The organism is Colwellia sp. C1TZA3, assembly GCF_007954265.1.
Taxonomy (GTDB): Bacteria; Pseudomonadota; Gammaproteobacteria; order Enterobacterales; family Alteromonadaceae; genus Cognaticolwellia.
In genome coordinates, this window is the sequence record NZ_VOLS01000009.1 from 1 (window position 1) to 21,247 (window position 21,247).

The 21,247-nt window shown below is 38.4% G+C and carries 15 protein-coding genes; 11 read left to right on the top strand and 4 right to left on the bottom strand.

What is annotated here, in order from left to right:
• Nucleotides 1-710 precede the first annotated feature (710 nt).
• Nucleotides 711-2,705 carry a methyl-accepting chemotaxis protein gene (locus ESZ39_RS04180; RefSeq protein WP_146878543.1) on the top strand — a complete coding sequence of 665 codons (1,995 nt, stop codon included), beginning with the start codon at nt 711-713 and terminating at the stop codon, nt 2,703-2,705.
• A gap of 87 nt (nt 2,706-2,792) precedes the next feature.
• Here the strand turns inward: ESZ39_RS04180 and ESZ39_RS04185 are convergent, their stop codons facing one another.
• Nucleotides 2,793-3,434 carry a VF530 family protein gene (locus ESZ39_RS04185; protein ID WP_223270229.1) on the bottom strand — a complete coding sequence of 214 codons (642 nt, stop codon included), beginning with the start codon at nt 3,432-3,434 and terminating at the stop codon, nt 2,793-2,795.
• Nucleotides 3,435-4,093: 659 nt separating this feature from the next.
• On the opposite strand from ESZ39_RS04185, the gene ESZ39_RS04190 reads away from it, so the two are divergent.
• Both ESZ39_RS04190 and ESZ39_RS04195 read left to right on the top strand, forming a co-directional pair.
• On the top strand, nt 4,094-4,651 hold the full coding sequence (locus ESZ39_RS04190; protein ID WP_146878544.1) for a DUF2780 domain-containing protein: 558 nt from the start codon (nt 4,094-4,096) through the stop codon (nt 4,649-4,651).
• A 448-nt stretch (nt 4,652-5,099) separates the two neighbouring features.
• Nucleotides 5,100-6,722: a methyl-accepting chemotaxis protein gene (locus ESZ39_RS04195; protein WP_146878545.1), complete on the top strand. Its 1,623-nt coding sequence runs from the start codon at nt 5,100-5,102 to the stop codon at nt 6,720-6,722.
• Between the two features lie 197 nt (nt 6,723-6,919).
• Here the strand turns inward: ESZ39_RS04195 and ESZ39_RS04200 are convergent, their stop codons facing one another.
• Complete coding sequence (locus ESZ39_RS04200; protein WP_146878546.1) at nt 6,920-7,114, bottom strand: helix-turn-helix transcriptional regulator; 195 nt, start codon at nt 7,112-7,114, stop codon at nt 6,920-6,922.
• 67 nt (nt 7,115-7,181) lie between these two features.
• Between ESZ39_RS04200 and ESZ39_RS04205 the strand changes: the two genes are divergently transcribed.
• The 3 genes from ESZ39_RS04205 (at nt 7,182) to ESZ39_RS04215 (ending at nt 9,583) form a co-directional block, all read left to right on the top strand.
• Nucleotides 7,182-7,469 (top strand): FAD-dependent oxidoreductase, encoded by a 288-nt coding sequence (locus tag ESZ39_RS04205; protein WP_317615702.1) that lies wholly within the window; start codon nt 7,182-7,184, stop codon nt 7,467-7,469.
• Nucleotides 7,470-7,544: 75 nt separating this feature from the next.
• Nucleotides 7,545-7,976, top strand: a complete 432-nt coding sequence (locus tag ESZ39_RS04210) for a glycerol-3-phosphate dehydrogenase C-terminal domain-containing protein (protein ID WP_146878547.1) — start codon at nt 7,545-7,547, stop codon at nt 7,974-7,976.
• 8 nt (nt 7,977-7,984) lie between these two features.
• The gene (locus tag ESZ39_RS04215) at nt 7,985-9,583 is read left to right on the top strand and encodes an FGGY-family carbohydrate kinase (RefSeq protein WP_223270230.1); all 1,599 of its coding nucleotides are present in this window, start codon (nt 7,985-7,987) and stop codon (nt 9,581-9,583) included.
• Nucleotides 9,584-9,982: 399 nt separating this feature from the next.
• Here ESZ39_RS04215 and ESZ39_RS04220 read toward each other — a convergent pair whose 3' ends face one another.
• Complete coding sequence (locus ESZ39_RS04220; RefSeq protein ID WP_146878548.1) at nt 9,983-10,351, bottom strand: VOC family protein; 369 nt, start codon at nt 10,349-10,351, stop codon at nt 9,983-9,985.
• A gap of 1,286 nt (nt 10,352-11,637) precedes the next feature.
• On the opposite strand from ESZ39_RS04220, the gene sbcD reads away from it, so the two are divergent.
• The 5 genes from sbcD to ESZ39_RS04245 all read left to right on the top strand — a co-directional run bounded on the left by sbcD (nt 11,638) and on the right by ESZ39_RS04245 (nt 20,273).
• Nucleotides 11,638-13,008, top strand: coding sequence for an exonuclease subunit SbcD (sbcD, locus tag ESZ39_RS04225; RefSeq protein WP_146878549.1), 1,371 nt, complete (start codon nt 11,638-11,640; stop codon nt 13,006-13,008).
• Nucleotides 13,008-16,943: an AAA family ATPase gene (locus ESZ39_RS04230; protein WP_146878550.1), complete on the top strand. Its 3,936-nt coding sequence runs from the start codon at nt 13,008-13,010 to the stop codon at nt 16,941-16,943. The genes sbcD and ESZ39_RS04230 overlap by 1 nt, the downstream gene beginning before the upstream one ends.
• Nucleotides 16,944-17,026: 83 nt before the next feature.
• Complete coding sequence (locus ESZ39_RS04235) at nt 17,027-18,493, top strand: flavin-containing monooxygenase (RefSeq protein WP_146878551.1); 1,467 nt, start codon at nt 17,027-17,029, stop codon at nt 18,491-18,493.
• 171 nt (nt 18,494-18,664) lie between these two features.
• Nucleotides 18,665-19,675, top strand: coding sequence for an alpha/beta hydrolase (locus ESZ39_RS04240; protein ID WP_146878552.1), 1,011 nt, complete (start codon nt 18,665-18,667; stop codon nt 19,673-19,675).
• A 310-nt stretch (nt 19,676-19,985) separates the two neighbouring features.
• The gene (locus ESZ39_RS04245) at nt 19,986-20,273 is read left to right on the top strand and encodes a hypothetical protein (RefSeq protein ID WP_146878553.1); all 288 of its coding nucleotides are present in this window, start codon (nt 19,986-19,988) and stop codon (nt 20,271-20,273) included.
• Between the two features lie 186 nt (nt 20,274-20,459).
• Here ESZ39_RS04245 and ESZ39_RS04250 read toward each other — a convergent pair whose 3' ends face one another.
• Nucleotides 20,460-21,215, bottom strand: coding sequence for an MBL fold metallo-hydrolase (locus ESZ39_RS04250; protein WP_146878554.1), 756 nt, complete (start codon nt 21,213-21,215; stop codon nt 20,460-20,462).
• Nucleotides 21,216-21,247: the final 32 nt, after the last annotated feature.

The window sequence follows — 21,247 nt, forward strand, 5'->3', positions numbered from 1 at the left end:
CCTGCTTACTTTTACATGTTTGGCAGCTTGAGTTCTGTCAGCTCCATCCTTAATGTGCAATAAAGCTAATAGGCGAATTCTCATTCTGCCATTGGTTTCTTGAGCAATAAGTGCCTTTAAATTAATAAGCTCCAATTTCTCAGATAATTGTTTTTTAGTAATATATTTCATAACTACCATTAGATCACAAATTTAATGTAATTGGTATAATACCAGTTCCATTAAGTTTGTGATCTTGTTGTGCGCAGGAAAAATAATTCAAGGTAAGGCGCTCGATTGAGCAATAGCTGGCTATTGGGAGTGAGAGCAACACAGCCTTGAGCTATTTTAACTAGTACAAGTGAGCAATAACTTAATGTAATTGGTATAAGGCTTTTGGCATAGCAATCACTTAACTAAAAGTATGTCGGCTGAATTAGATTTAATGTCAGATAATACAGTTCAGCTTTTTAAAGCGCTAGATTAGTGTATGCTTTAACTTAGTCTTTAATTATTAAGATAAAAATTGCTAAAAAATAAGTTTTAGCGGCATAATAAATCATAGTTTTTTTAGTCTTTACTGGTTTGACCACTATTTACATTTGGTTTTAGCGATTTATAATCGAGTATTAATTTAAGTGGTTACCGGTTAATTACCTGAGTATAAAAAATCACTAACGCTAGAGGTATATATGTACAACCTACCATTAACAATAAAACAAAAAATAATAATGGGGTTTAGCACAATAGGAATTTTATTAGTTGCAGGAAGCCTTTTTTTTTATAATTCATTAACACAAATCAGCAAGGCCAACAGTAATGTTGAGTTATTAGCTGTTCCGGTACAAAAGCAAAGTAGTGCCTTACAAATCAAATTACTTAATATGATAAAAGTAGGCGCTTTAGGCTTCACCCAACAAGACAGCGCTAACTTGCTTAAAAGTGAGCAAGCATACGCGAATTTAAATCAACAATTTCAATCTGCTGTTACGGTTTTACGCAGTAAAGTAACGGACCAACCTAAAATGTTACAAGCCTTAAAGCAGGCCGAAAATCATTATCAAGACTACGTCAGCCAAAGTGAAAAATTTTATTTGGCGAAAAAAAATGTCGCCTCAGCTAATGAAAATTTTATGATTAATTTTCAATTATTTATTGAAAGTCGCAATCAAGCCAGTAACAAAATGCTTGATCTTGAATTACTTGAACTCCCTGATAATGGTCAGTTACTCGCAGAGATTATTGGTACTGGCGCACGAATAGACGATATGCTGTTTACGCTAAAAGACACTATGTCAGGTTTAAAGCAAGTTTCTGAGCTTGATGTTTTAGCTCAACACAAAGAGGATGTAAGCTTTTTAATTGCCAACGTGACTAATAACTACGACTTTCTACTGCAGTTATTCGATGGTATTGATGACAAGTCCTTAGTTGAAGAGTTTGCTATTGAGTTTGCTATTTTAAATAATCTATTGGTTGAACCAGGCAAATTATATCAAGATAAACAACAAGCCCTTGACGATTATATTAATGCAAATAACACCTACAACCTTTCGGTAGAGAGCTTTAATGCGACCTATCAGCAATTAACCTTGCTGTTATCACTTGCGGAAGCTCGCTTTGATGAATTGCAGCTAACAACAAAAGCAAAAGTCGCCACCGGAGTAAACCTAGCAATATATATGGCACTGATCTTTGTTATTTTAGCCGCTTTTATTGCCGTGGCCACTACTCGGGCGATGTTAGGTCCTTTAGCGACGGCCAATAAATCATTAGCACTGATTGCGCAGGGCGATTTAACGCAAAGATTGACCATTAAGAACCAAGATGAATTTGGTGATTTATTTAATAATATCAATAAACTGAGTGATGATTTAACTTCATTGCTGAAAAATATTAGTCAGAATGCCTATTCACTAGATAAATCAGCAAAAGTGACTAGTGAGCAAAGCCACCGTATTGCCCAATCTACATCAGCACAAATTACCCGAGTGAATGAGGCCAAACAAATTGCTGAAAAAATGTTTCTCAGTTCATCAAGTGTTACAGACCAAGCAAACTTGACGGCTAACAACGTTTCAGAAGCTTCAAAGCACAGTTTTGAAGTACACACTATTGCCGACGATAACAGTAACCGCATTGATCTATTGTCAACCAGTTTAAGTGACTCAGTTGCAGTAATGGCACGTTTAAGTAAGCACAGCGATAGCATTGGTGGCATTTTAGATACCATTGGTAGTATTGCTGATCAAACTAATTTACTGGCATTAAATGCGGCAATTGAGGCAGCAAGAGCAGGTGAACACGGTCGAGGTTTTGCCGTTGTAGCAGATGAGGTAAGATCACTAGCGTCTCGTACACAGGCATCAACAGCTGAAATTCAAAAGATGATTAATTCACTACAAAAAGAAACAAAAACAGCAGAAGTAGCGATTTTTCAAGGGCAAAGTCAGGCGACTGAATGTGCTTCTAAAAGCCAAGAGTTAAGCCATGGCATCAAACAAATAGACACGGCACTGCAAACCATTGATGAAATGAGTAAAAGCATTAGTGTTGCGTCGAATGAACAACTGGGTTTTAGTCAAGATATTGAAGTCACGATGAATGCAGCGGCCGAAGCAGCAACCCATAATGCGGCAGAATCACAAGATTTATCGAATCGCAGCGATGATGTAAATAAATTGGCGGGTTCGCTAACTGATTCAGTAGCACGATTTAAGCTTTAAGCCTGAGATTTTAAGTTAATAAATACAAAAAAGCCCTAAATAGCAGAGGTTATTTAGGGCTTTTTTAAGCTCATAAAAATATGATGGTTATCTAGGCGCATCAGAATAAGGGTCAAATGGCTTGTTCTCATTTGAGCCTTTATTTGAACTACTACTTGAACTACTTTCGCTAGGGTTATGACTTAATTTATCATTAACACTAGGGCGGCTGCTTTCGCGCTTATGCTCAGGCTTATAGGCTTTTTTATGTTCAGGTTTAGAGCGATGAGTCTCTTTAAAACTATCTTTGCTTAGCGGTATAATCGCTTCACCCCGAACCAATACTTTGGGTTTTTTAGTTTTAATATGTAACGCAATAACTCGTTGGCGCGGTGGTGTTTCGAACTCATCTTCACCGGCTTCTGGTAAGTTTTTATAATCATAGAGATAAAAACGTTCAAGCTTTTCTCTTGCCCACTCAGTTTTACGCAAAAACTTTAAGCTTGAAGCTATGCTTGGATTACTTTTAAAGCAATTAATTCGCGTATACTCAGCCAAAATATCAAAGCCATAGTGGCTTACTAATTCGTTTAGTAGCGTGTCTAATTTTAATCCATGCAAAGGATTATGTAATTGTTCGTTTTCTTGACTCATATTTCGACTTATTTTTACCGTACTTGCGGCTATTATATACCCAAACCATCTTAAGGTGTGCGTTTCAGTGGCAATTAAGTGATTTAGGCGCAGCATAGCTTCCTATATAAGCTAAGTACTTATACCAATCCCATTAAGTTATTGCTCACTTGTACTAGTTAAAATAGCTCAAGGCTGTGTTGCTCTCACTCCCAATAGCCAGCTATTGCTCAATCGAGCGCCTTACCTTGAGTTATTTTTCCTGCGCACAACAAGATCACAAACTTAATGGAACTGGTATTACATCTATCTACGCAAAGTTACTGTTAGCTATTGTGATTTATTAGAAAAATAATGAACATGATATAAACCTCTTTAAACCCAGTAGTGACAGGTTTCATCATAAGATATATGTAATAGCAAGTTGATTAATTACCTGTTCATTTTTAATGGTTAAAATTAACAACTATGGCGTTATAAAATTTAGCTATTTTTCCACATGAAAAATAGCTCACTTAATTAATCAAATTGGTATAACCAATTAGCCTTTCTTAATATTAGACTTTGACCTTTGCTTTGACTGTGACTGTAAGTGCTTTGAAACGCTTAACTTGTTCTCTTCAAGTAGCGGTTGAATGTATCCACATCTGGCCAGTTTTAGCTATTATTTTAGTTGTTATAGCGTGGTAATAATAAAGCGGTACATACAGTGCTGTTTTATGTTGTATAATTATTTTTAACTCATGATTAACTGCTACATAAAATGGATATCTGACATGAAAAAACTCATTGTACTTTTAACTATTTCAACCTTAAGTAGTTCGGCTATCGCGCAAGAAACAAGCTGGTTTGAAAGCTTAAAAAATCTTGTTGGATTAGGTAATACACCTGAGCAAAGTGTGGAGGTAAATACTCCCGCTGAGCAAGGTACTGATGGTTTAGTTGATATGCTAACTAGCTCATTAGCTGTTAATACAAGCCAAGCCTCTGGCGGTATGGGGGCTATTTTAAATTATGTCAAAAATAATGTCTCAACTGAGCAATTTAGCCAATTGGCTAACTCAGTACCTGGTGTTGAAGGGCTGATCAGCCAAATGCCTGATATTAATAAACTTAACTCCGGTGCTAGCGAAGGCTTAGGTGGATTACTTGAACAAGCATCGCAATACAGTGATTCGTTAAAATCAATTAATAATGTTAAAAAGCAATTTGAAGCTTTAGGGTTAAAGCCTGAAATGATCAGTAACTTTATTGCTACAGCGCAAAGCTACTTGGACACAGAACAAGGCCGACAAGCAAAAAAAATATTAACTGACGGTTTGGGTAAACTGTAGGCTAATGAGGGTTTATTTAGCCAAAGGTTTATTTTTTATGATACGGAAGCTTTTTTATCTCATAAGTTTCTGTTAATAAGCTCATGTTAATATGCATACAATCATCAATTAACGAGCTAGTCTCAGCTTTGTATTATCAGTCATAACACTGAGAGTTTATTATTGAACCGGCGAACAACCTAAGAGAAGTGAATGGTTAAGTAAAACTTTCAATGTGCGGTATTGATAGTTTTGCTGAGCTCAGATGATTTTTTTTGGTCTACGGTTTTACTACTTCAATTGATCCAATCTTTTACCCTTTCATCTGGCTTTGCTCATGCTTTTTACTGACTTTTAATTAAAATTTTTTTTAGTTAAAATATAAAGCTAAATTGAGCATATAAATATCTTTTAATTACTTTATATTGAGTTATATTAACTTCTTAAGTATGAAGGGGAATAAGAAGTTATGTCATTTAATATCTTACGTAAGTTACAGCTTATGGCTGTTGTAATTATTGTTTTGTTTACTATTGTTATTTTAATTATTCGCTCAAATAGCAATTTAATCGCTGATAATTTTGAAAGTTTTTACCAACAAAACTATATAAAATCATCACAGTTTGAACGTGTTAAAGAAATACAAATTGACACTATGCTCAATGTACGTGGATTACAAATCAGCTATCTGCTGGCACTCAATAATCAAACCGCGGGTTATTTAAAAACCATTCAAAATAACAAGGTGCTAACGCCCAAATTACTTAATAAGATGGCAAGTAACATTTCGGGCAGTAATAATGAGCTAGAACAGTTGAAAAAACTTAGTATAGACTTTCAAAATAAAGCGACTTTGTTTGTTTCAGCAATGAAAGACTCTTCAGATAACAAGGCGCCACCGCTTGTATTTAAAGCATTTATGGGCTCATATAACGATTTAATTGCTTTCTTAACTGAATTTAAGCAACAAGTTGATTTATCAGCCGATAAGACTAGAAATTCAATTATTAAAAATATTGCATCTAATGGTATTATTTTTTATAGCGGAATTATATTTGCAATAATTGTTTCACTCATTTTAAGTTTTCTAATTGCTAATAGAATAAGTACTGGCATCAGAAATGTTCGAGATACTGCTGAGCAGTTAGCTAAAGGCTCTTTGCAACAACAAGCGACAGTCAATAGTCATGACGAAGTTTTAGCGCTTGCTGAAGCGCTAAATAATACTATTAGTAGTCTACAAGAAACCATTATAGCGATTAGTGAGTCGGGTAAGTTAGTTAACAACAATAGTAACAATATATTGCAATTAAATCAGGCAATGTTAACGAGTTCTGATTCCATTACAGATAATACTAATTTAGTGGCAACTGCTATTGAAGAAATGTCATTAACTAGCGACAGCATTGCCAAAAGCACCACGGAGTCAGCTGTTTTTGCTTCAGAAATACAAACACTAACGGTGCAAGGTTTACTTTCTTCTAATGAATCAGTTCAAGAAATTAGTTCGCTAATTGCCTCGCTTAATGTGTCTGCTAATGTTGTGCAGCAATTAAAATCAGAGACAACTCATATTGAGAAAATTCTTGAAGTGATCAGAGGTATTTCTGATCAAACCAATTTGTTAGCCTTAAATGCCGCTATTGAAGCTGCACGAGCAGGCGAACAAGGCCGAGGTTTCGCTGTTGTAGCTGACGAAGTGCGAGGATTAGCACAACGTTCTCAAGTGTCAGTAAATGAAATTGAAAGTTTATTAGGCAACTTGACTCAAGCGGGAGACCAGGCAGTTAAACAAATGGTTGATAGTTCAGATACGGCTAAGTCGCTACAAGAAAAAGTGAGTGAAAGTAATGGTTTAGTTGAGCAAATTCAAATAAAAGTTGATTTAGTTAATGACCAATCACATCAAATAGCTACCGCAGCAGAAGAGCAGAGTGTGGTAGTTTTAGATTTAAGTAAAAACATGCATGAAATTCAATCATTAGTCGAAGACAACGCTAAGTTAGTTAATCAATCAAATGAGCAAAGTGTTGAAATGAAGCAAGCTAGCCAGCAAGTTCAGGACCGAGTTAATTATTTCACTTATAAATAACCAAAGTATTGAAATAATCAACGTTGAGTGATTATCTTTGCAAAGTGAGATAGTTATGTTTAGTAGAGGTATTGATATTCTGATGTGCTGTGCAATAAATATCAGCGCTGATTTGAGCTCTTACGATAAAAACCTAATCAAGTGATTAGGTTTTTTATTAGTTATATCGAGATAATGATTTATACCAATTTGATTAATTACCCTTGATCTTGAAAAATGTCTTCAATGCTCAATTTAAATAGCCTTGCTGCTTTAAAAGCGAGTGGCAAACTGGGATCAAACTTGCCTTTTTCGATGGCATTGATAGTTTGGCGAGAAACCTCTAATGCCTCTGCAAGTTGTGCTTGTGTCCAGTCTCGTTCAGCGCGCAGTACTTTAAGTTTATTTTTCATCGGTATTTTCTATTATAAAAATAAGGCTAGCGCCGATAACGTTAAGCTTAAAGCTGACGACTTAACATTGGCAAAAAATGTCCGGATGACACGTGAGCAACGTATTAGCGATATTAACCATACGGCTTGTTGGGATATGGTGATTATTGGCGGCGGCATTACCGGCGCAGGTATTTTAAAATTAGCCTGTCAAATGGGGCTAAAGGTGTTGCTGCTAGAGCAAAAAGATTTTGCTTGGGGTAGTTCGAGCCGTTCTTCTAAAATGGTGCATGGCGGCCTACGTTATACCAGTTCCATTAAGTTTGTGATCTTGTTGTGCGCAGGAAAAATAACTCAAGGTAAGGCGCTCGATTGAGCAATAGCTGGCTATTGGGAGTGAGAGCAACACAGCCTTGAGCTATTTTAACTAGTACAAGTGAGCAATAACTTAATGGGATTGGTATTAGGCGCTGTGTGTCAGCAATCTATATTATCTCAAGCCGTCAGCGAACTTGAATTGCCCTTTAATGACGATATTGGGCAGCAAATACTGGCCTGCTATGGTGAGTTTAGTACTGCGTTTGTCCATGCCAGTGAAAAAAATGACTGTAAATCGATACGTTATAGCAGGCACTTGTGGTCAGAGTTAATTTGGTCGGCGCGATTTGAACAAGTACATCACCTTGATGATTTACTCTTGCGACGAACCCGACTGGGTAATGTGCTACCACAAGGTGCACGTGAACTATTACCGCAGGTTAAAGCGCAGTGTTCGCCTTATTTATCGTGGAGCGAATTAAAATGGCAGCAAGAAATTAGTCGATATTTAGCATTATGGCAAAATTCGTATAGTTTGCCGAATCGTAAAATTGCACGGATATAAGTGAAGATATGACACAAAGTAGCGCGACAAAGAGTATGAGAGACCAGACAAGTGATTTGATTTTAAGCATAGATAACGGCACGCAAAGTGTGCGTGCTTTATTATTTGATCTACAGGGCAATTTAGTGGCTAAAAGCCGTATTGAACTGCAAGCGTATTTTTCTAAAAAACCTGGCTGGGCCGAGCAAAATGCTGATTACTTTTGGCAAATGCTAGGCCAGTGTTGTCAGCAACTTTGGCAACAAAGCGAGGTTATTGACAATGGCTATCGTGAAAAAGTGACTGCTGTCACGGTAACCACGCAACGTGGCACTGTGATTAATTTGGACAAGAATGGCCAAGCCTTACGTCCGGCTATTTTGTGGCTGGATCAACGCTTATGCAAAAAAAACAAGGCCATGCCTTGGTATTGGCGTATAGCTTTTACCTTGATAGGTCAGGGTAAAGTCGTTGACTATTTTCGTCGTAAATCGCAAGCAAATTGGCTTGAACAACATGAACCTGAGGTTTGGCAAAATACCGATAAATTCTTATTATTGTCAGGTTTTTTAACCCACAAATTAACCGATCAATTTAAAGACTCGGTGGGCAGTATTGTCGGTTATTTGCCCTTTGATTATAAAAAACAAAATTGGGCGAAAGCGTGGGACTGGAAATGGCATGCTTTACCGGTGAAACAGTCAATGTTACCGAATTTAGTTAAACCGGGTGAAGTGCTTGGTGAGATTACCGCTGAAGCTGCGGCTCATACCGGCATAAAGTTAGGCACAAGCTTAATTGCTTCAGCGTCTGATAAAGCCTGTGAGGTGCTTGGCTCAGGTTGTATTAACCCAAATACCGCCAGTTTAAGTTATGGCACAACGGCAACTATTAATACCAATAACCCTAACTATGTTGAACCGCAAGCTTTTATCCCACCTTATCCTTCAGCCATTCCCGATAACTTTAATAGTGAAGTGATGATCTATCGTGGCTTTTGGATGGTGAATTGGTTTAAGCAAGAATTTGGTCAAAATGAAATAGATAAAGCGCAAACTTTAGGGGTTAGTGCTGAGAGTTTATTTGATCAATTAGTCGCGCAAGTGCCGCCGGGTTCTATGGGACTAATGTTGCAACCTTATTGGTCGCCAGGGCTAAAAAACCTTGAGGCTAAAGGCGCGATTATTGGTTTTGGTGATGTCCATACCCGCGCCCATATTTATCGCTCAATTTTAGAAGGCTTAGCGTATGCACTCAGAGAAGGTAAAGAAAGTTTAGAAAAACGTCAGAAACGCAAAATAACACGTTTAATTGTTTCAGGCGGTGGCTCGCAATCTGATGCGGCTTTACAACTTACCGCTGACATTTTTAATTTACCTGCACACCGACCACATACCTTTGAAACCTCAGGTTTGGGCGCGGCAATTAATGCCGCTGTCGGGCAAGGCTACTTTGACAATTATCAACAAGCCACTGAAGCCATGACACGCATCGAGCAGAGCTTTTTTCCTAATCAGGCGAATGTAACGCTTTATAACAAATTATATCAGCAGGTCTATCAAAAAATGTATCGGCAATTAAAACCGATTTATCAAAATATTAAAAAAATAACTGGTTATCCAGAGTAATAACAATTAACCCTATAAGGCTTGAACATATAAGGTTGTTCTTTAGAAATAACTCTGCTGTAGTTAATTGCTGTCGTCCCAGATGAAATTAACGGGGTTATACCTTATTGCTCACTTGTACTAGTTAAAATAGCTCAAGGCTGTGTTGCTCTCAATCCCAATAGCCAGCTATTGCTCAATCGAGCGCCTTACCTTGAGTTATTTTTCCTGCGCACAACAAGATCACAAACTTAATGGAACTGGTATTACTCATATTTAACATTTTTTTGCATAAAGACTGATTAATAAAATAATACCAGCTGCAGGTACGTGTTGGCCCATTGCATTAATCGCTCGCTTAACGGTTGACGGACTCAAGTTTGACCTATTGATCTGAGCAAGGTTTGTGCTTGCAAAAACTTACGGCGTATTGCTATGTAGCGCAATACGATTACCTTCTGAGTCATGAATAATGGCGCGAAAGCCATGTCCGCCAATTGATATTTTTTCTTCAACTAGTCGGCCACCATGGATTTCTGATTGCTTAATCGCATCGTCAAGTCGGCCATTAACATTAAAATAAATCAGTGGGCCAGAAGTGAATATTTGTTCAGGCGCTGAGGGTACTAGGCAGCCTGAAACATTGGTTTGGGCATGGGGCAATATGCCAACGGTGAAATGCTCAAATTCTTCCTTTTTCACCTTACCTTTTAGTATTGCGCTATAAAACTCAATAGCGCGGGACAAATCTATAACGGGAATATCAACCCAAACAATCTGATTTTCCATGATATTTTCCTTTGTTATTTATTGTATTAATATCGAACAAGGACAACCTTGACGGTGGTATATACCCGTTCCACTTCAAGATGCAGTTTCAGAGTTAAGCTAGGAAATCAGATCAAGGCGCGATACGAAGATAATGGTTATTCTCGGTAACTGCTCCTGCGTTACCCTAATGTCCTACATCCATGTAGGAACCTTATCAAGTAGTGCACAGGTTTTTTGTTCCAGACAAAACCTAAGTACATACATCCATGTATGCAACGCTGGACTGGTTTTCTAGCTTAGCTCCCTATGGGCAAGCCGATAAAGGGCCATCTCCGGCGTTATGGATTTCGACAATAGAATAACTATTCTCTTCAATCCATGCCTGGTACCTAACCCTTTCTCAACTTGCTGAAACCTGCACCTTGAAGTGGAGCGGGTATAAGTATAGTTGAGTAATTTAATTCGCCACATTGAGAAAGTTTTCATTTGATTTTATTACTTTTTTACAGGGAGGAAAGCATGAAAAAGGAATGAGGAGAGATTTAGGGACGTTTAAAGACAAGTTTTTAGCTGTCAGCTGTCAGTAAGTTAAAAGAAGTTTGAAGCTTGGTTTTACCGTGCTTTACCTCCTGTAGTCCTCCTGCTTTTCTCCTTGTGGATTATGTTGTTATTTTATTTTTTTTACAGTGAGGAAAGCATGAGAAAGGAATGAGGAGAGATTTAGGGACGTTCAAAGACAAGTTTTTAGCTGTCAGCTGACAGTAAGTTAAAAGAAGTTTAAAGCTCGGTTTTGCTGTGTTTTACCTCCTGCAGTCCTCCTGCTTTTCTCCTTGTGGATTATGTTGTTATTTTATTTTTTTTACAGTGAGGAAAGCATGAAAAAGGAATGAGGAGAGATTTAGGGACGTTTAAAGACAAGTTTTTAGCTGTCAGCTGGCAGTAAGTTAAAAGAAGTTTAAAGCTCGGTTTTGCTGTGTTTTACCTCCTGCAGTCCTCCTGCTTTTCTCCCTGTGAATTATGCTGTTATTTTATTTTTTTTACAGGAAGGAAAGCATGAGAAAGGAATGAGGAGAGATTTAGGGACGTTTAAAGACAAGTTTTTAGCTGTCAGCTGTCAGTAAGTTAAAAAAAATTTGAAGCTTAGCTTTGCCGTGCTTTACCTCCTGTAGTCCTCCTGCTTTTCTCCCTGTGAATTATTTTATGATGGTATTTTTTAAAGGTTTTTCTACTGGTTAGTAGCAAGCTGGGTAGAGAGTGGGTAGAATAATTACTTTGGTTTTTATGACTTTGGCGTGCACTATATTATGCGAATTATTCACACTTCCGACTGGCACTTAGGCCAACATTTTTATGGCAAAAGTCGAGCACGTGAACATCAGCAATTCTTAACTTGGTTAATTGAGCAGTCTCTAAGCCAGCAGATTGACGCCATTATTGTCGCAGGTGATATTTTTGATACCGGTACGCCACCGAGTTACGCCCGCGAAATGTATTTTGATTTTATCGCGAAGTTGCATCAAACACATTGCCAATTAGTGGTATTAGCTGGCAATCATGACTCAGTTGCCATGCTTACAGAGTCGCAAAAAATACTGCAGCAACTATCAACACGGGTTATTTCTGCGGTCAGCGATAATATGGCCGAGCAAGTATTTGTGCTCAATAGTCTTAAAACAGAACAACAAGCGGTGATCTGCGCTATTCCATTTATTCGGCCGCGCGATATTGTTAAAAGTTACGCTGGGCAATCAGCCAGTGAAAAACAACGTTCACTGCAGCAAGCTATTACCGGCCATTACCAAACTTTATTTTCACAAGCACAGACCTTATCGCACGCGGATCAAAATGAAGATACACGATTGCCCATTATTGCCACCGGGCATTTAACGACCATAGGTGCATCAACTAGTGAGTCTGTGCGTGATATTTATATTGGCACCTTAGAAGCATTTCCCGCCAGTGAATTTCCAGCGGCCGACTACATAGCTTTAGGCCATATCCATCGGCCACAAAAAGTGACCAAGAGCGAGAATATTCGTTATAGCGGCTCACCTATTGCATTAAGTTTTGATGAAGCTAACACCCAAAAAAGTATTGTTATTGCAGAATTTAAAAATGGCGAGCTTAGCAAGATAGAACTATCTAACGTGCCATGCTTTCAAGCTTTGGCAATGGTAAAAACACATTTAGAAACACTATCTGCAGACATTGCTGCTGTTGTTGAGTCGAAAAGTATCGAGTTGAAAAATGAAGCATCAACAAGTACAGAGTCAAAAGTCGCGGATAATAAAACGGCAGCCCAAGAAAAAATATGGCTCGATATCGAAATTGAAAGCGCAGAGTACTTACAAGACTTAAGCGCACGAATTGAACAAATAGTAAAAGAATTGCCGGTGGAAGTGTTATTAGTCAGGCGTAGCAAAAAATCGCGCCAACAAATGCCCAGTCATGAGAAGAAAGTCACCTTAAGTGAATTAAGTGTGCAGGAAGTGTTTGACGCGCGCATGGCGCTGGAGCTGTGGGAAAGTGACGAGCAGCAAGAACGTAAAACCCGCTTGAATAGTTTGTACCATAATATTGCCGAACAAACGCAACTTGCCAGCTCAACAAAACCATCCCCTTCAGAGCACAGCGAAGCTGATAGCCGCTCAACTATCAAAGTGGAGCAAAAATAATGAAAATATTGTCGCTACGCTTTGAAAATATAAATTCATTAAAAGGTCACTGGAAAATTGATTTTACTCAGTCACCCTTTGACACTAGTGCGCTTTTTGCCATTATTGGCCCCACCGGCGCAGGTAAAACCACCATACTCGATGCCATGTGTTTGGCGTTATATCATCAAACCCCAAGGCTAACCATTTCAGATAAACAAAACCAGTTAATGACCCGTCATACCGCGAGTTGTTTAGCTGAAGTTGAATTTGAAGTTAAAGGGCAAGCCTATCGAGCATTTTGGAGTCAACGCCGAGCCAAAAATAGTGTTGAAGGTAATTTACAAAAACCGACCGCTGAATTAGCCAAAATAGTGGCTACAGGCGTGGTGAGTAGTGACCGTGATATAAGCGTTGGTGAAGCCGAAGTTATCGCCACGAAAGTCTCCGATATTCGCACGGAAATAGCGCGCTTAACGGGTTTGGATTTTTCTCGATTCAGAAAATCTATGATGCTATCGCAAGGGGAGTTTGCCGCCTTTTTAAATGCACCCGCGAATGAACGTGCCGATTTATTAGAAGAGTTAACCGGCAGTGAAATTTATGGCGATATTTCTAAAGCGGTATTTGAACAACATAAAGAGGCCAGTAACGAGTTAAAGTTATTGCAAGCTAAAAGCACCGGCATGCAATTATTAAGCGCTGAGCAACAACAGCAAATTAGTACTGAGCTAAACAAGGTGACGGCACAGCAGCAACCCTTTGAAGCACAAATAGCCCATTGGCAGCAGATTCGTAGCTGGTTGATGAATGTACAAAATGCCAATAAACAAAAGCACCTTGCCGAGCAACAACAAGCATCAGCACAACAAAAGCAACATGATCATGTCACAGAGTTGCAGGCGTTAGCTTTGTCAGAGCCTGCTGAAAATTTACGGGCTGAGTATCAACAGCTAAATTATGTTAATCAACAACTTGTTGAGCTTGATGAACAAGCTAAATTACTTGAGATTGATGTTAAAGACAGTAAAACTAAAGTTGATAATGCTGAGCAATCACTGACAGAGTTTTTGTTATCTCATAAAAAATTTGTTGCTCAGCAAGATGAAACTGAGCAGTTAATTGTTGAACAAGTGTTGCCACTTGATAGCAAAATTTCTCAGTTGTCCGAGCAGAAAAACCAACAAACCGCACGAGCAAATGCCGCTAGCGAAGCGCTAATGCAAGCGACAGAGCAAAGCGCACAATTAGCCGCACAAAAGCAATTACAGCTAGACAAAATTACCAAGGCACAAGTCACTATTCAGCAACAAGGGCATTTGGCGACATTGCCTGAACATCTGCCGTTATGGCGTAATATTATTGCCCAGATGGTGAATGAAAAGCAGCTGAGCTTTGAGCTGATCACGCAAGACGCAAGCTTGCAAAAACAAGCTAATTTATTAGCTAATGAACTCACTAAAGAGCAAGAACAATTAGTTGAACTTGAAGCTGAATGTAAACAACAACAAGCAAGGTTTAGTGCGAAAGAACACCAAGTAACCCAGCTGTTACAGCAATACCAGTGTCAAAATGAGCAAGCACTCAGTCAGCATTTGTATGGCATGCAATCGACCATTAATGAGCAAGCGCAAGCATTACATAATGCCCAACGCTACCAGACGCTAAGCGTTGAATTAGATGATATTGATAAAACACTTAAAGCAGACAATCAACAATTAGAGAGCTTAGCTGAGCAGTTAACGCCTTTGCGTGCACAGTATAAGCGGCAAAAAACTGCCTTGATTGACGTGCAGTTAATTGTGGATCAACAAAAAACTATTATGTCGCTAAGTGCGCATAGAGCAAACTTACAAGCCGATGAAGCTTGCCCATTATGTGGCTCAGAGCAACATCCGGCCATTGCTGATTATCAGGCCCTGAGTGAAAATAATGCAATTGAAAGCGAATATCAGCAGCGTTTAAAACAACTAAATATTGAGTTGGAGCAACTTGAACTGCAAGGTAAAAATTTATCTTCAGAGCAAGACAGACTAAAAGAAAAACTTAACTTAGTTATTGAAAACCAAGTAATAAAACAACAAGAGCAGCAGCATTTAACCCAGCAGTGGTTAGCGCAAAAAGAGTTATTAAAAATTGATGTTGAATTATCCGCATTTGAGCAAATAACAGCAGACATGCAAGCACGTCGACAACATTTTGAGCAGTTAAATAATGCTAATAATCAATTACAGCAATTAAAACAGGATCAGCAACAACAAGGGGAATTAGTTTCAAGACAAGAAAAGCAGTTGGTGAACTTAGTTAACCAGAGCCAAAGCAAAACCGTACAGTTAAATCAGCTGCAACAACAAGTCGTGCAAAACAAGCAAAACCTTATCGATAAGCTTGCACAAATAGCGCAAGAGTGGCAAAAATTAACCCTGTTTATGCAAAAGTGTCAGGTGGTCATGCCAGAATGCTTTGCTGTTTTTAATCCAGCGGATACTGACACAGCTCAAAGTGCTATTACGGCTAACGAGTTTGTTGAGCTTGTGCAATTGCAACAAAGCTGGATAAATGAACTTGAGCAACAAAGTCATGCTTATCAAACGGCCCTGTGTGCTGTGGCGACTGACAATGAACAACTGCAACAAGTGCAACAACAACTTGCGGTAATACAAAGTAAAATTGAACAACTCAGCGGGTCTGAATTAAGCATAAAAGCGGATTTAACCTCGCTAGAAAAACAGCATAATGACACTAAAGCGCAGCGCAAAAGATTATTTGCCGCGCAAGATGTGCAACAAGTCCGTCAACAATTAAAGCAACAGCAACAAGCGCAAGAACAAGTGCTTGTTAAGTTGCAAAATAGTGTTAATGAGCAGAAAAATTTCCAACAAAACATTGCTGGTAAGCTCAACGGCAATGTCGACGCGATCAGCCGTTTAATGCCGCAACAACAAGCGGCGGCGCAAACTTGGCAAAGCCAATTAGCCGGTAGTAATTTTGACACTGAAGACGACTTTAAAGCGGCATTGTTAACACCAGAACAGCGTAATACCTTAAAAGCAATACAGTTAACTATTGAGCAACAAACTCAACAAGCCAAGGCACAATTGCAGCAAGTGCAACAACAGTTATCGCAACTTGGTGAAGATAAAAAACACTTGCAAGAGCAGACCAAGCAACTGGTTGCCAATATTCACGCGGGTGAAAATGCGGCTTGCAATAATGAGCTACTATCGAAAGATTTAATGTTCACTGCAACCGTAGCAATAGACGATCACTTAGATGTTGCTGAGTTTGATGATAAGGCAGTTATTTGTGCTAACACCTTGAAACAATTACAAATACGCCAAGGACAATTAAGCCAACAAATCAGCCAAGACCAACAACAGCGTAATGAACAACAAACATTACTTGATGAAATGCTTAAGCAACAAAATGAACTTGATGACCTTGCTCACCTGAACGGTTTAATTGGCGCGGCTGATGGCGCAAAATTCAGACGTTTCGCCCAAGGCTTAACGCTTTCTCATCTGGTTTATTTAGCCAACCAGCAGCTTAATCGCTTGCATGGTCGTTACCAATTACAACGCCAACAATCAGACAACTTAGCACTAGAAGTGCTTGATACTTGGCAAGCAGATAGTGTCCGTGACACTAAAACCTTATCGGGGGGCGAAAGCTTTTTAGTCAGTTTAGCGTTAGCTCTGGCTTTATCAGATTTGGTCAGCGCAAAAACCAGCATTGATTCGCTATTTCTTGATGAAGGTTTTGGCACCTTGGATAACGACACCTTAGAAATAGCACTAACAGCACTTGATTCATTAAACGCCAGTGGCAAAATGATCGGTGTTATAAGCCATGTTGATGCCTTAAAAAAACGCATTGATGTGCAAATAGAAGTGAAGAAACAAAGCGGACTTGGTGTTAGTGAGTTAGCAGAGTGTTATCGCTATATTGGTGCTTAAAACTGTATGGTTATTAAAGCTAAAGTAGTAGTATCAAGCAGAAATAACCATATCCATAACTATAACAATAATTGAGATGCCTCATGACCCAAGTAAAACGAAATCCGTCGGTTGTCATCGTTGGAGCAGGCATGACCGGCATTTTAATGACCATCAAGCTGCGTCAAGCCGGTATTACTGACATTATTGTTTTAGAGAAAAAAGACGCTGTGGGCGGCACATGGCGTGAAAATACTTATCCCGGCGCCGCTTGCGATGTGCCGGCTCATATGTATACCTATTCATTTGAAGCTAATCCAAATTGGAGCCGTTTTTTTGCCCGCGGACCAGAAATAAAGCAGTATTTTGAGCACGTAGCTGACAAGTATGATGTGAAACGTGACATACGCTTTAACGAAGAAGTTACCGATGCAAACTATAATAAAGGTAAATGGACGGTTAAAAGCAGTAAAAATAATACTTATGTCGCTGATTTTATTGTCTGTGCAACCGGTATATTGCACCATCCTAAATTTCCAGATATTCCCGGTATAGAAAACTTCAAAGGCGCTAAGTTTCATACCGCTCAGTGGGATCACAAGGTCAATATATCTAACGCGACTCGTGTTGGTGTCATTGGTACTGGCTCAACTGCGGCGCAAGCTATCCCTGAACTGATTAAAACTGGTGCTAAAGTCTCTGTTTTTCAGCGTACACCACAATGGTTAATGCATCTGCCCGATTTTAAGTTTTCAATCACCATGCGAAAACTTATGACTCGTTTTCCCGTTATTACAAAAATGCACCGTAATGCGGGGAAATTTTTTTTAGAGCATATTTTTACCAAAGCCGTCACCGGGCACTTTATACAGAAACATTTACTGAATTTTTTATGTCGTGCTAACTTAATATTAAGTGTAAAAGACAAAGTATTACGAGATAAATTACGACCTAATTATCAAGTAGGCTGCAAGCGCGTAATTATCAATACAAGTTTTTATAAGGGTATTCAACAACCTAATGCTGAATTAGTGACTGATGGTATTGAGCGAATTACTGAAACAGGCATTATTACTAAAGACGGTAAACATCATGATGTAGACGTTTTAGTGTTTTCGACGGGCTTTAATGCCTTTAACTTTATGCGGCCAATGAATCTAATCGGCCGTAACAATTTACATATCGACACTGCTTGGCAGCATAAAATAAAAGCATACCGGTCAATGATGCTAGCCGGCTACCCTAACTTCTTTTTAATGCTAGGGCCAAATACGCCTATTGGTAACTTTTCTGTTATCGCCATGAGCGAAGTTCAAACAGATTACGTCATTAAAATGATCAATAAATGGCGTGATGATGAATTTGATGAGTTTGAAGCTAAGCAAGAGGCCATTGACGAGTTTAATGCTTATGTAAAAGAAGGATTAAAAGGCACAAGCTGGGTGGGGGGTTGTCAAAGCTGGTATTTAGATGCCGATGGCGACCCCATTTTATGGCCATATACCTGGCAGCGATGGGTTGATGAAATGCAAGAGCCACAGATGGAACACATCGATACTGCATCGTTTTAATGAATAGATTACAGGCGGTTTCATGACTAAAATACCGGTTTTATTAACGAGCGTTTATTACACTAACTAGGTAAAGTTTACCTAGTTAGATAAATGGCTTAATGGTGAAGTTTTTAAGCCAATAAAGCTTGTGGTTAATCCTGCTAAGCAATAATAAAAAGGCGCTTTACAATGCACAACACCAACCAGCAATTCATGCCGTCGAAAAACCCGCAACTACAGAGCAAGCAGTTAGAGGCCAAGCAATTAATGGCAGCTAAACTTTTGGCATTTATGCCAGCCCTGCATAAGCTAGCACCCAAAATATTTAGAGCTGTATTTTTAATGCTAGACCGGTTACTTGGTCTTAAAAAAATTGCAATGTATCGAGTTGTTGATTTAAATATCCCGGTTAGTACCCATAACCGCGGCAACACAAGCATAAAAATTCGTTGTTATTATCCCACCAGTAAAAAGCTTAAAAAAACTCTGGTATATTTTCATGGTGGTGGCTGCGTTATTGGTAGCATTAATAGCCATGATCGATTCTGCCGATATTTAGCCAAGTACGGCCAGATGACTATTATTTCTGTAGATTACCGGTTATCGCCAGAATATAAATTCCCCACCCCTATTTGTGATGCCATTGATGCGTGGAATTATATTAATGACCATACTGAAACACTTAATATTAACCCCAAATACATAGGTGTTGGCGGTGATAGTGCAGGCGGATATCTTGCGGGTTTAATTGGGTTGAATGCACTGCAAACACAGCTACCAGCGCAGGCTAAAGTAAAACCGTCATTTCAATTTTTAATATACCCGATAGTAGATATGCAAGGTTTGAGCGGCTCTTACCAAAAATTCAATAAGGATTTAATGTTAACCCGTGATTTGATGGATTACTTTATCAGTCATTATGTCAATGCCCCAGATGAAGTGACTTTGGCATTAGTTAGCCCTCTGCAAACAAAAGATATTAGTGAGTCACCAGCAAGTTATATATTAACTTTAGGATATGATCCGCTCAGGGATGACGGTATTGCTTATGCAGAACGACTTAAGGCTGCTGGTATAAAAACCTATCACGAACATTACGATGACTGCATGCATGGTTTTATTTCAGTTACTAAGTTAAGTACTCGCGCCATGAAAGCCACTCATAACTTAGCGATGGCATTAAACAGATTTAATGAATAATGTTAATTTATAGGGGATTAGTGCTGTTGAGCGCTTACCGATTTTTATTCTGAGCGCAGCCAGCGAATGTTTTATAGTATCCCTTTAAGTTAATATTCTGCTGTGTGGGCTAACGTGGTGTGGTTAACATCATTCACTATAAAAATTAATAACATAAAGTTTAAAATAAAGGTTTACTTTATCAATTGTTAAAGATATATTCCAAAGGTTAATTATTCACATCTAGTCTATTTAACCGATTGTTTATAAAATCGCGTTTTGTCTTTCCCTTTCACAGTTAGTCATCACTTAATTTATTAAGCTTAAATTATTGTCTGATTCTTCGAGTTTTTTATCGCAAAAAGTAGTTATTTTTTCAAATAAAAAAGTTCCACTATACAATAATATAGCTTTTGTTCATGCGTTTAAACGCACTTTAAAAGAGTTTATTATGTCTTATACATACCAAGGTACGATCTATTCGATCGCCTCACCCGTTCGATCAATTTCTGTTAACAAAAATAATGTCGCAGTGACTGATAAAAACGGTACAAAACTGATTTCATTTACTAATGTAAATGAGTCAAAATCATTTTTAGCTTGGATTTACCAAAGCTAGAAAGTCAAACCTACTTAACCAGAGTTCTGGTTACCTAATAATACCAATTTGATTAATTAAGTGATCACCTTTTTCATGAGGAAAAATGGATAAATACAAGGCATAAAATTTAGTCAGTAGTTATTCACCTTATAAATTTTATAACACTGTAGTTATTCATTTTAACCATTAAAAATGAGCAGGTAATTAATGAGATTGGTATAACACCCGTTTGAGTTTTGTTTTTACTGAACGCCAATGTGTAACAGGTTGAGTTGGCGCTAGTGCTAGCAACTGTTGCCATTGCTGTTCAGTTAATTGAACTTTCGCACCATGCGCTAAAAGTATAGATTCAACCTCCAAAGCCTTAATTTTCATCAATGATTTTTGATAGCGATCAGGGTAAAAAACCGGATAGGGTGGAATAAGTTTACCCCTGACTTTAACCATTAAATCGGCAACATAAATTTGCTCAGTACCTTGATGATGCAAAGATATATCTCGGTCAGTATGACCTTGGGTAAAATGAACTTGCCAGTCTTCAAAACCAGGTAAAGCCGCCTGATCAATAAGATAATAATCTGGTGTCAGCGAGCTTGAGTAATAAATAAACTTTTTCGCTTTTTTCTGGCGACCCGCAACCCACAACGTCAATAACATATCAGTTAAGTGCATTAATTTACCGTCAATTCCTGAATACCATTGTCCTGGCACATTTGCAGCCGCTATTTTACAGCCGTATTTTTTACGTAATAGATTTGCTGCTCCTGCGTGATCTGGGTGCATATGCGTAACGACAATTAAGGCAAGATCCGACATCGAACGTTTAAGTTGGTTAACGATAAAATCTTCTAAAATATCGACATCAGCTCGGCAGCAACCATCAAGCAATAGCAGCTTATCTGGGTACTCAGCGAGATATATATTTTGAATATAACCATTTAAGTAATGTAATTTGAGCATAAAAGTGACTTTGGCGAGTGAGTTGTTATTAA

What these genes read in the sequence shown, in the direction of transcription:
- ESZ39_RS04220 (WP_146878548.1), bottom strand. Translation starts at nt 10,351, where the DNA reads ATGGAAAATCAGATTGTTTGGGTTGATATTCCCGTTATAGATTTGTCC.
- ESZ39_RS04230 (WP_146878550.1), top strand. Translation starts at nt 13,008, where the DNA reads ATGAAAATATTGTCGCTACGCTTTGAAAATATAAATTCATTAAAAGGT.
- ESZ39_RS04215 (WP_223270230.1), top strand. Translation starts at nt 7,985, where the DNA reads ATGACACAAAGTAGCGCGACAAAGAGTATGAGAGACCAGACAAGTGAT.
- ESZ39_RS04185 (WP_223270229.1), bottom strand. Translation starts at nt 3,434, where the DNA reads ATGCTGCGCCTAAATCACTTAATTGCCACTGAAACGCACACCTTAAGA.
- ESZ39_RS04235 (WP_146878551.1), top strand. Translation starts at nt 17,027, where the DNA reads ATGACCCAAGTAAAACGAAATCCGTCGGTTGTCATCGTTGGAGCAGGC.
- ESZ39_RS04250 (WP_146878554.1), bottom strand. Translation starts at nt 21,215, where the DNA reads ATGCTCAAATTACATTACTTAAATGGTTATATTCAAAATATATATCTC.
- ESZ39_RS04195 (WP_146878545.1), top strand. Translation starts at nt 5,100, where the DNA reads ATGTCATTTAATATCTTACGTAAGTTACAGCTTATGGCTGTTGTAATT.
- ESZ39_RS04210 (WP_146878547.1), top strand. Translation starts at nt 7,545, where the DNA reads ATGGGATTGGTATTAGGCGCTGTGTGTCAGCAATCTATATTATCTCAA.
- sbcD (WP_146878549.1), top strand. Translation starts at nt 11,638, where the DNA reads ATGCGAATTATTCACACTTCCGACTGGCACTTAGGCCAACATTTTTAT.
- ESZ39_RS04190 (WP_146878544.1), top strand. Translation starts at nt 4,094, where the DNA reads ATGAAAAAACTCATTGTACTTTTAACTATTTCAACCTTAAGTAGTTCG.
- ESZ39_RS04200 (WP_146878546.1), bottom strand. Translation starts at nt 7,114, where the DNA reads ATGAAAAATAAACTTAAAGTACTGCGCGCTGAACGAGACTGGACACAA.
- ESZ39_RS04180 (WP_146878543.1), top strand. Translation starts at nt 711, where the DNA reads ATGGGGTTTAGCACAATAGGAATTTTATTAGTTGCAGGAAGCCTTTTT.
- ESZ39_RS04240 (WP_146878552.1), top strand. Translation starts at nt 18,665, where the DNA reads ATGCACAACACCAACCAGCAATTCATGCCGTCGAAAAACCCGCAACTA.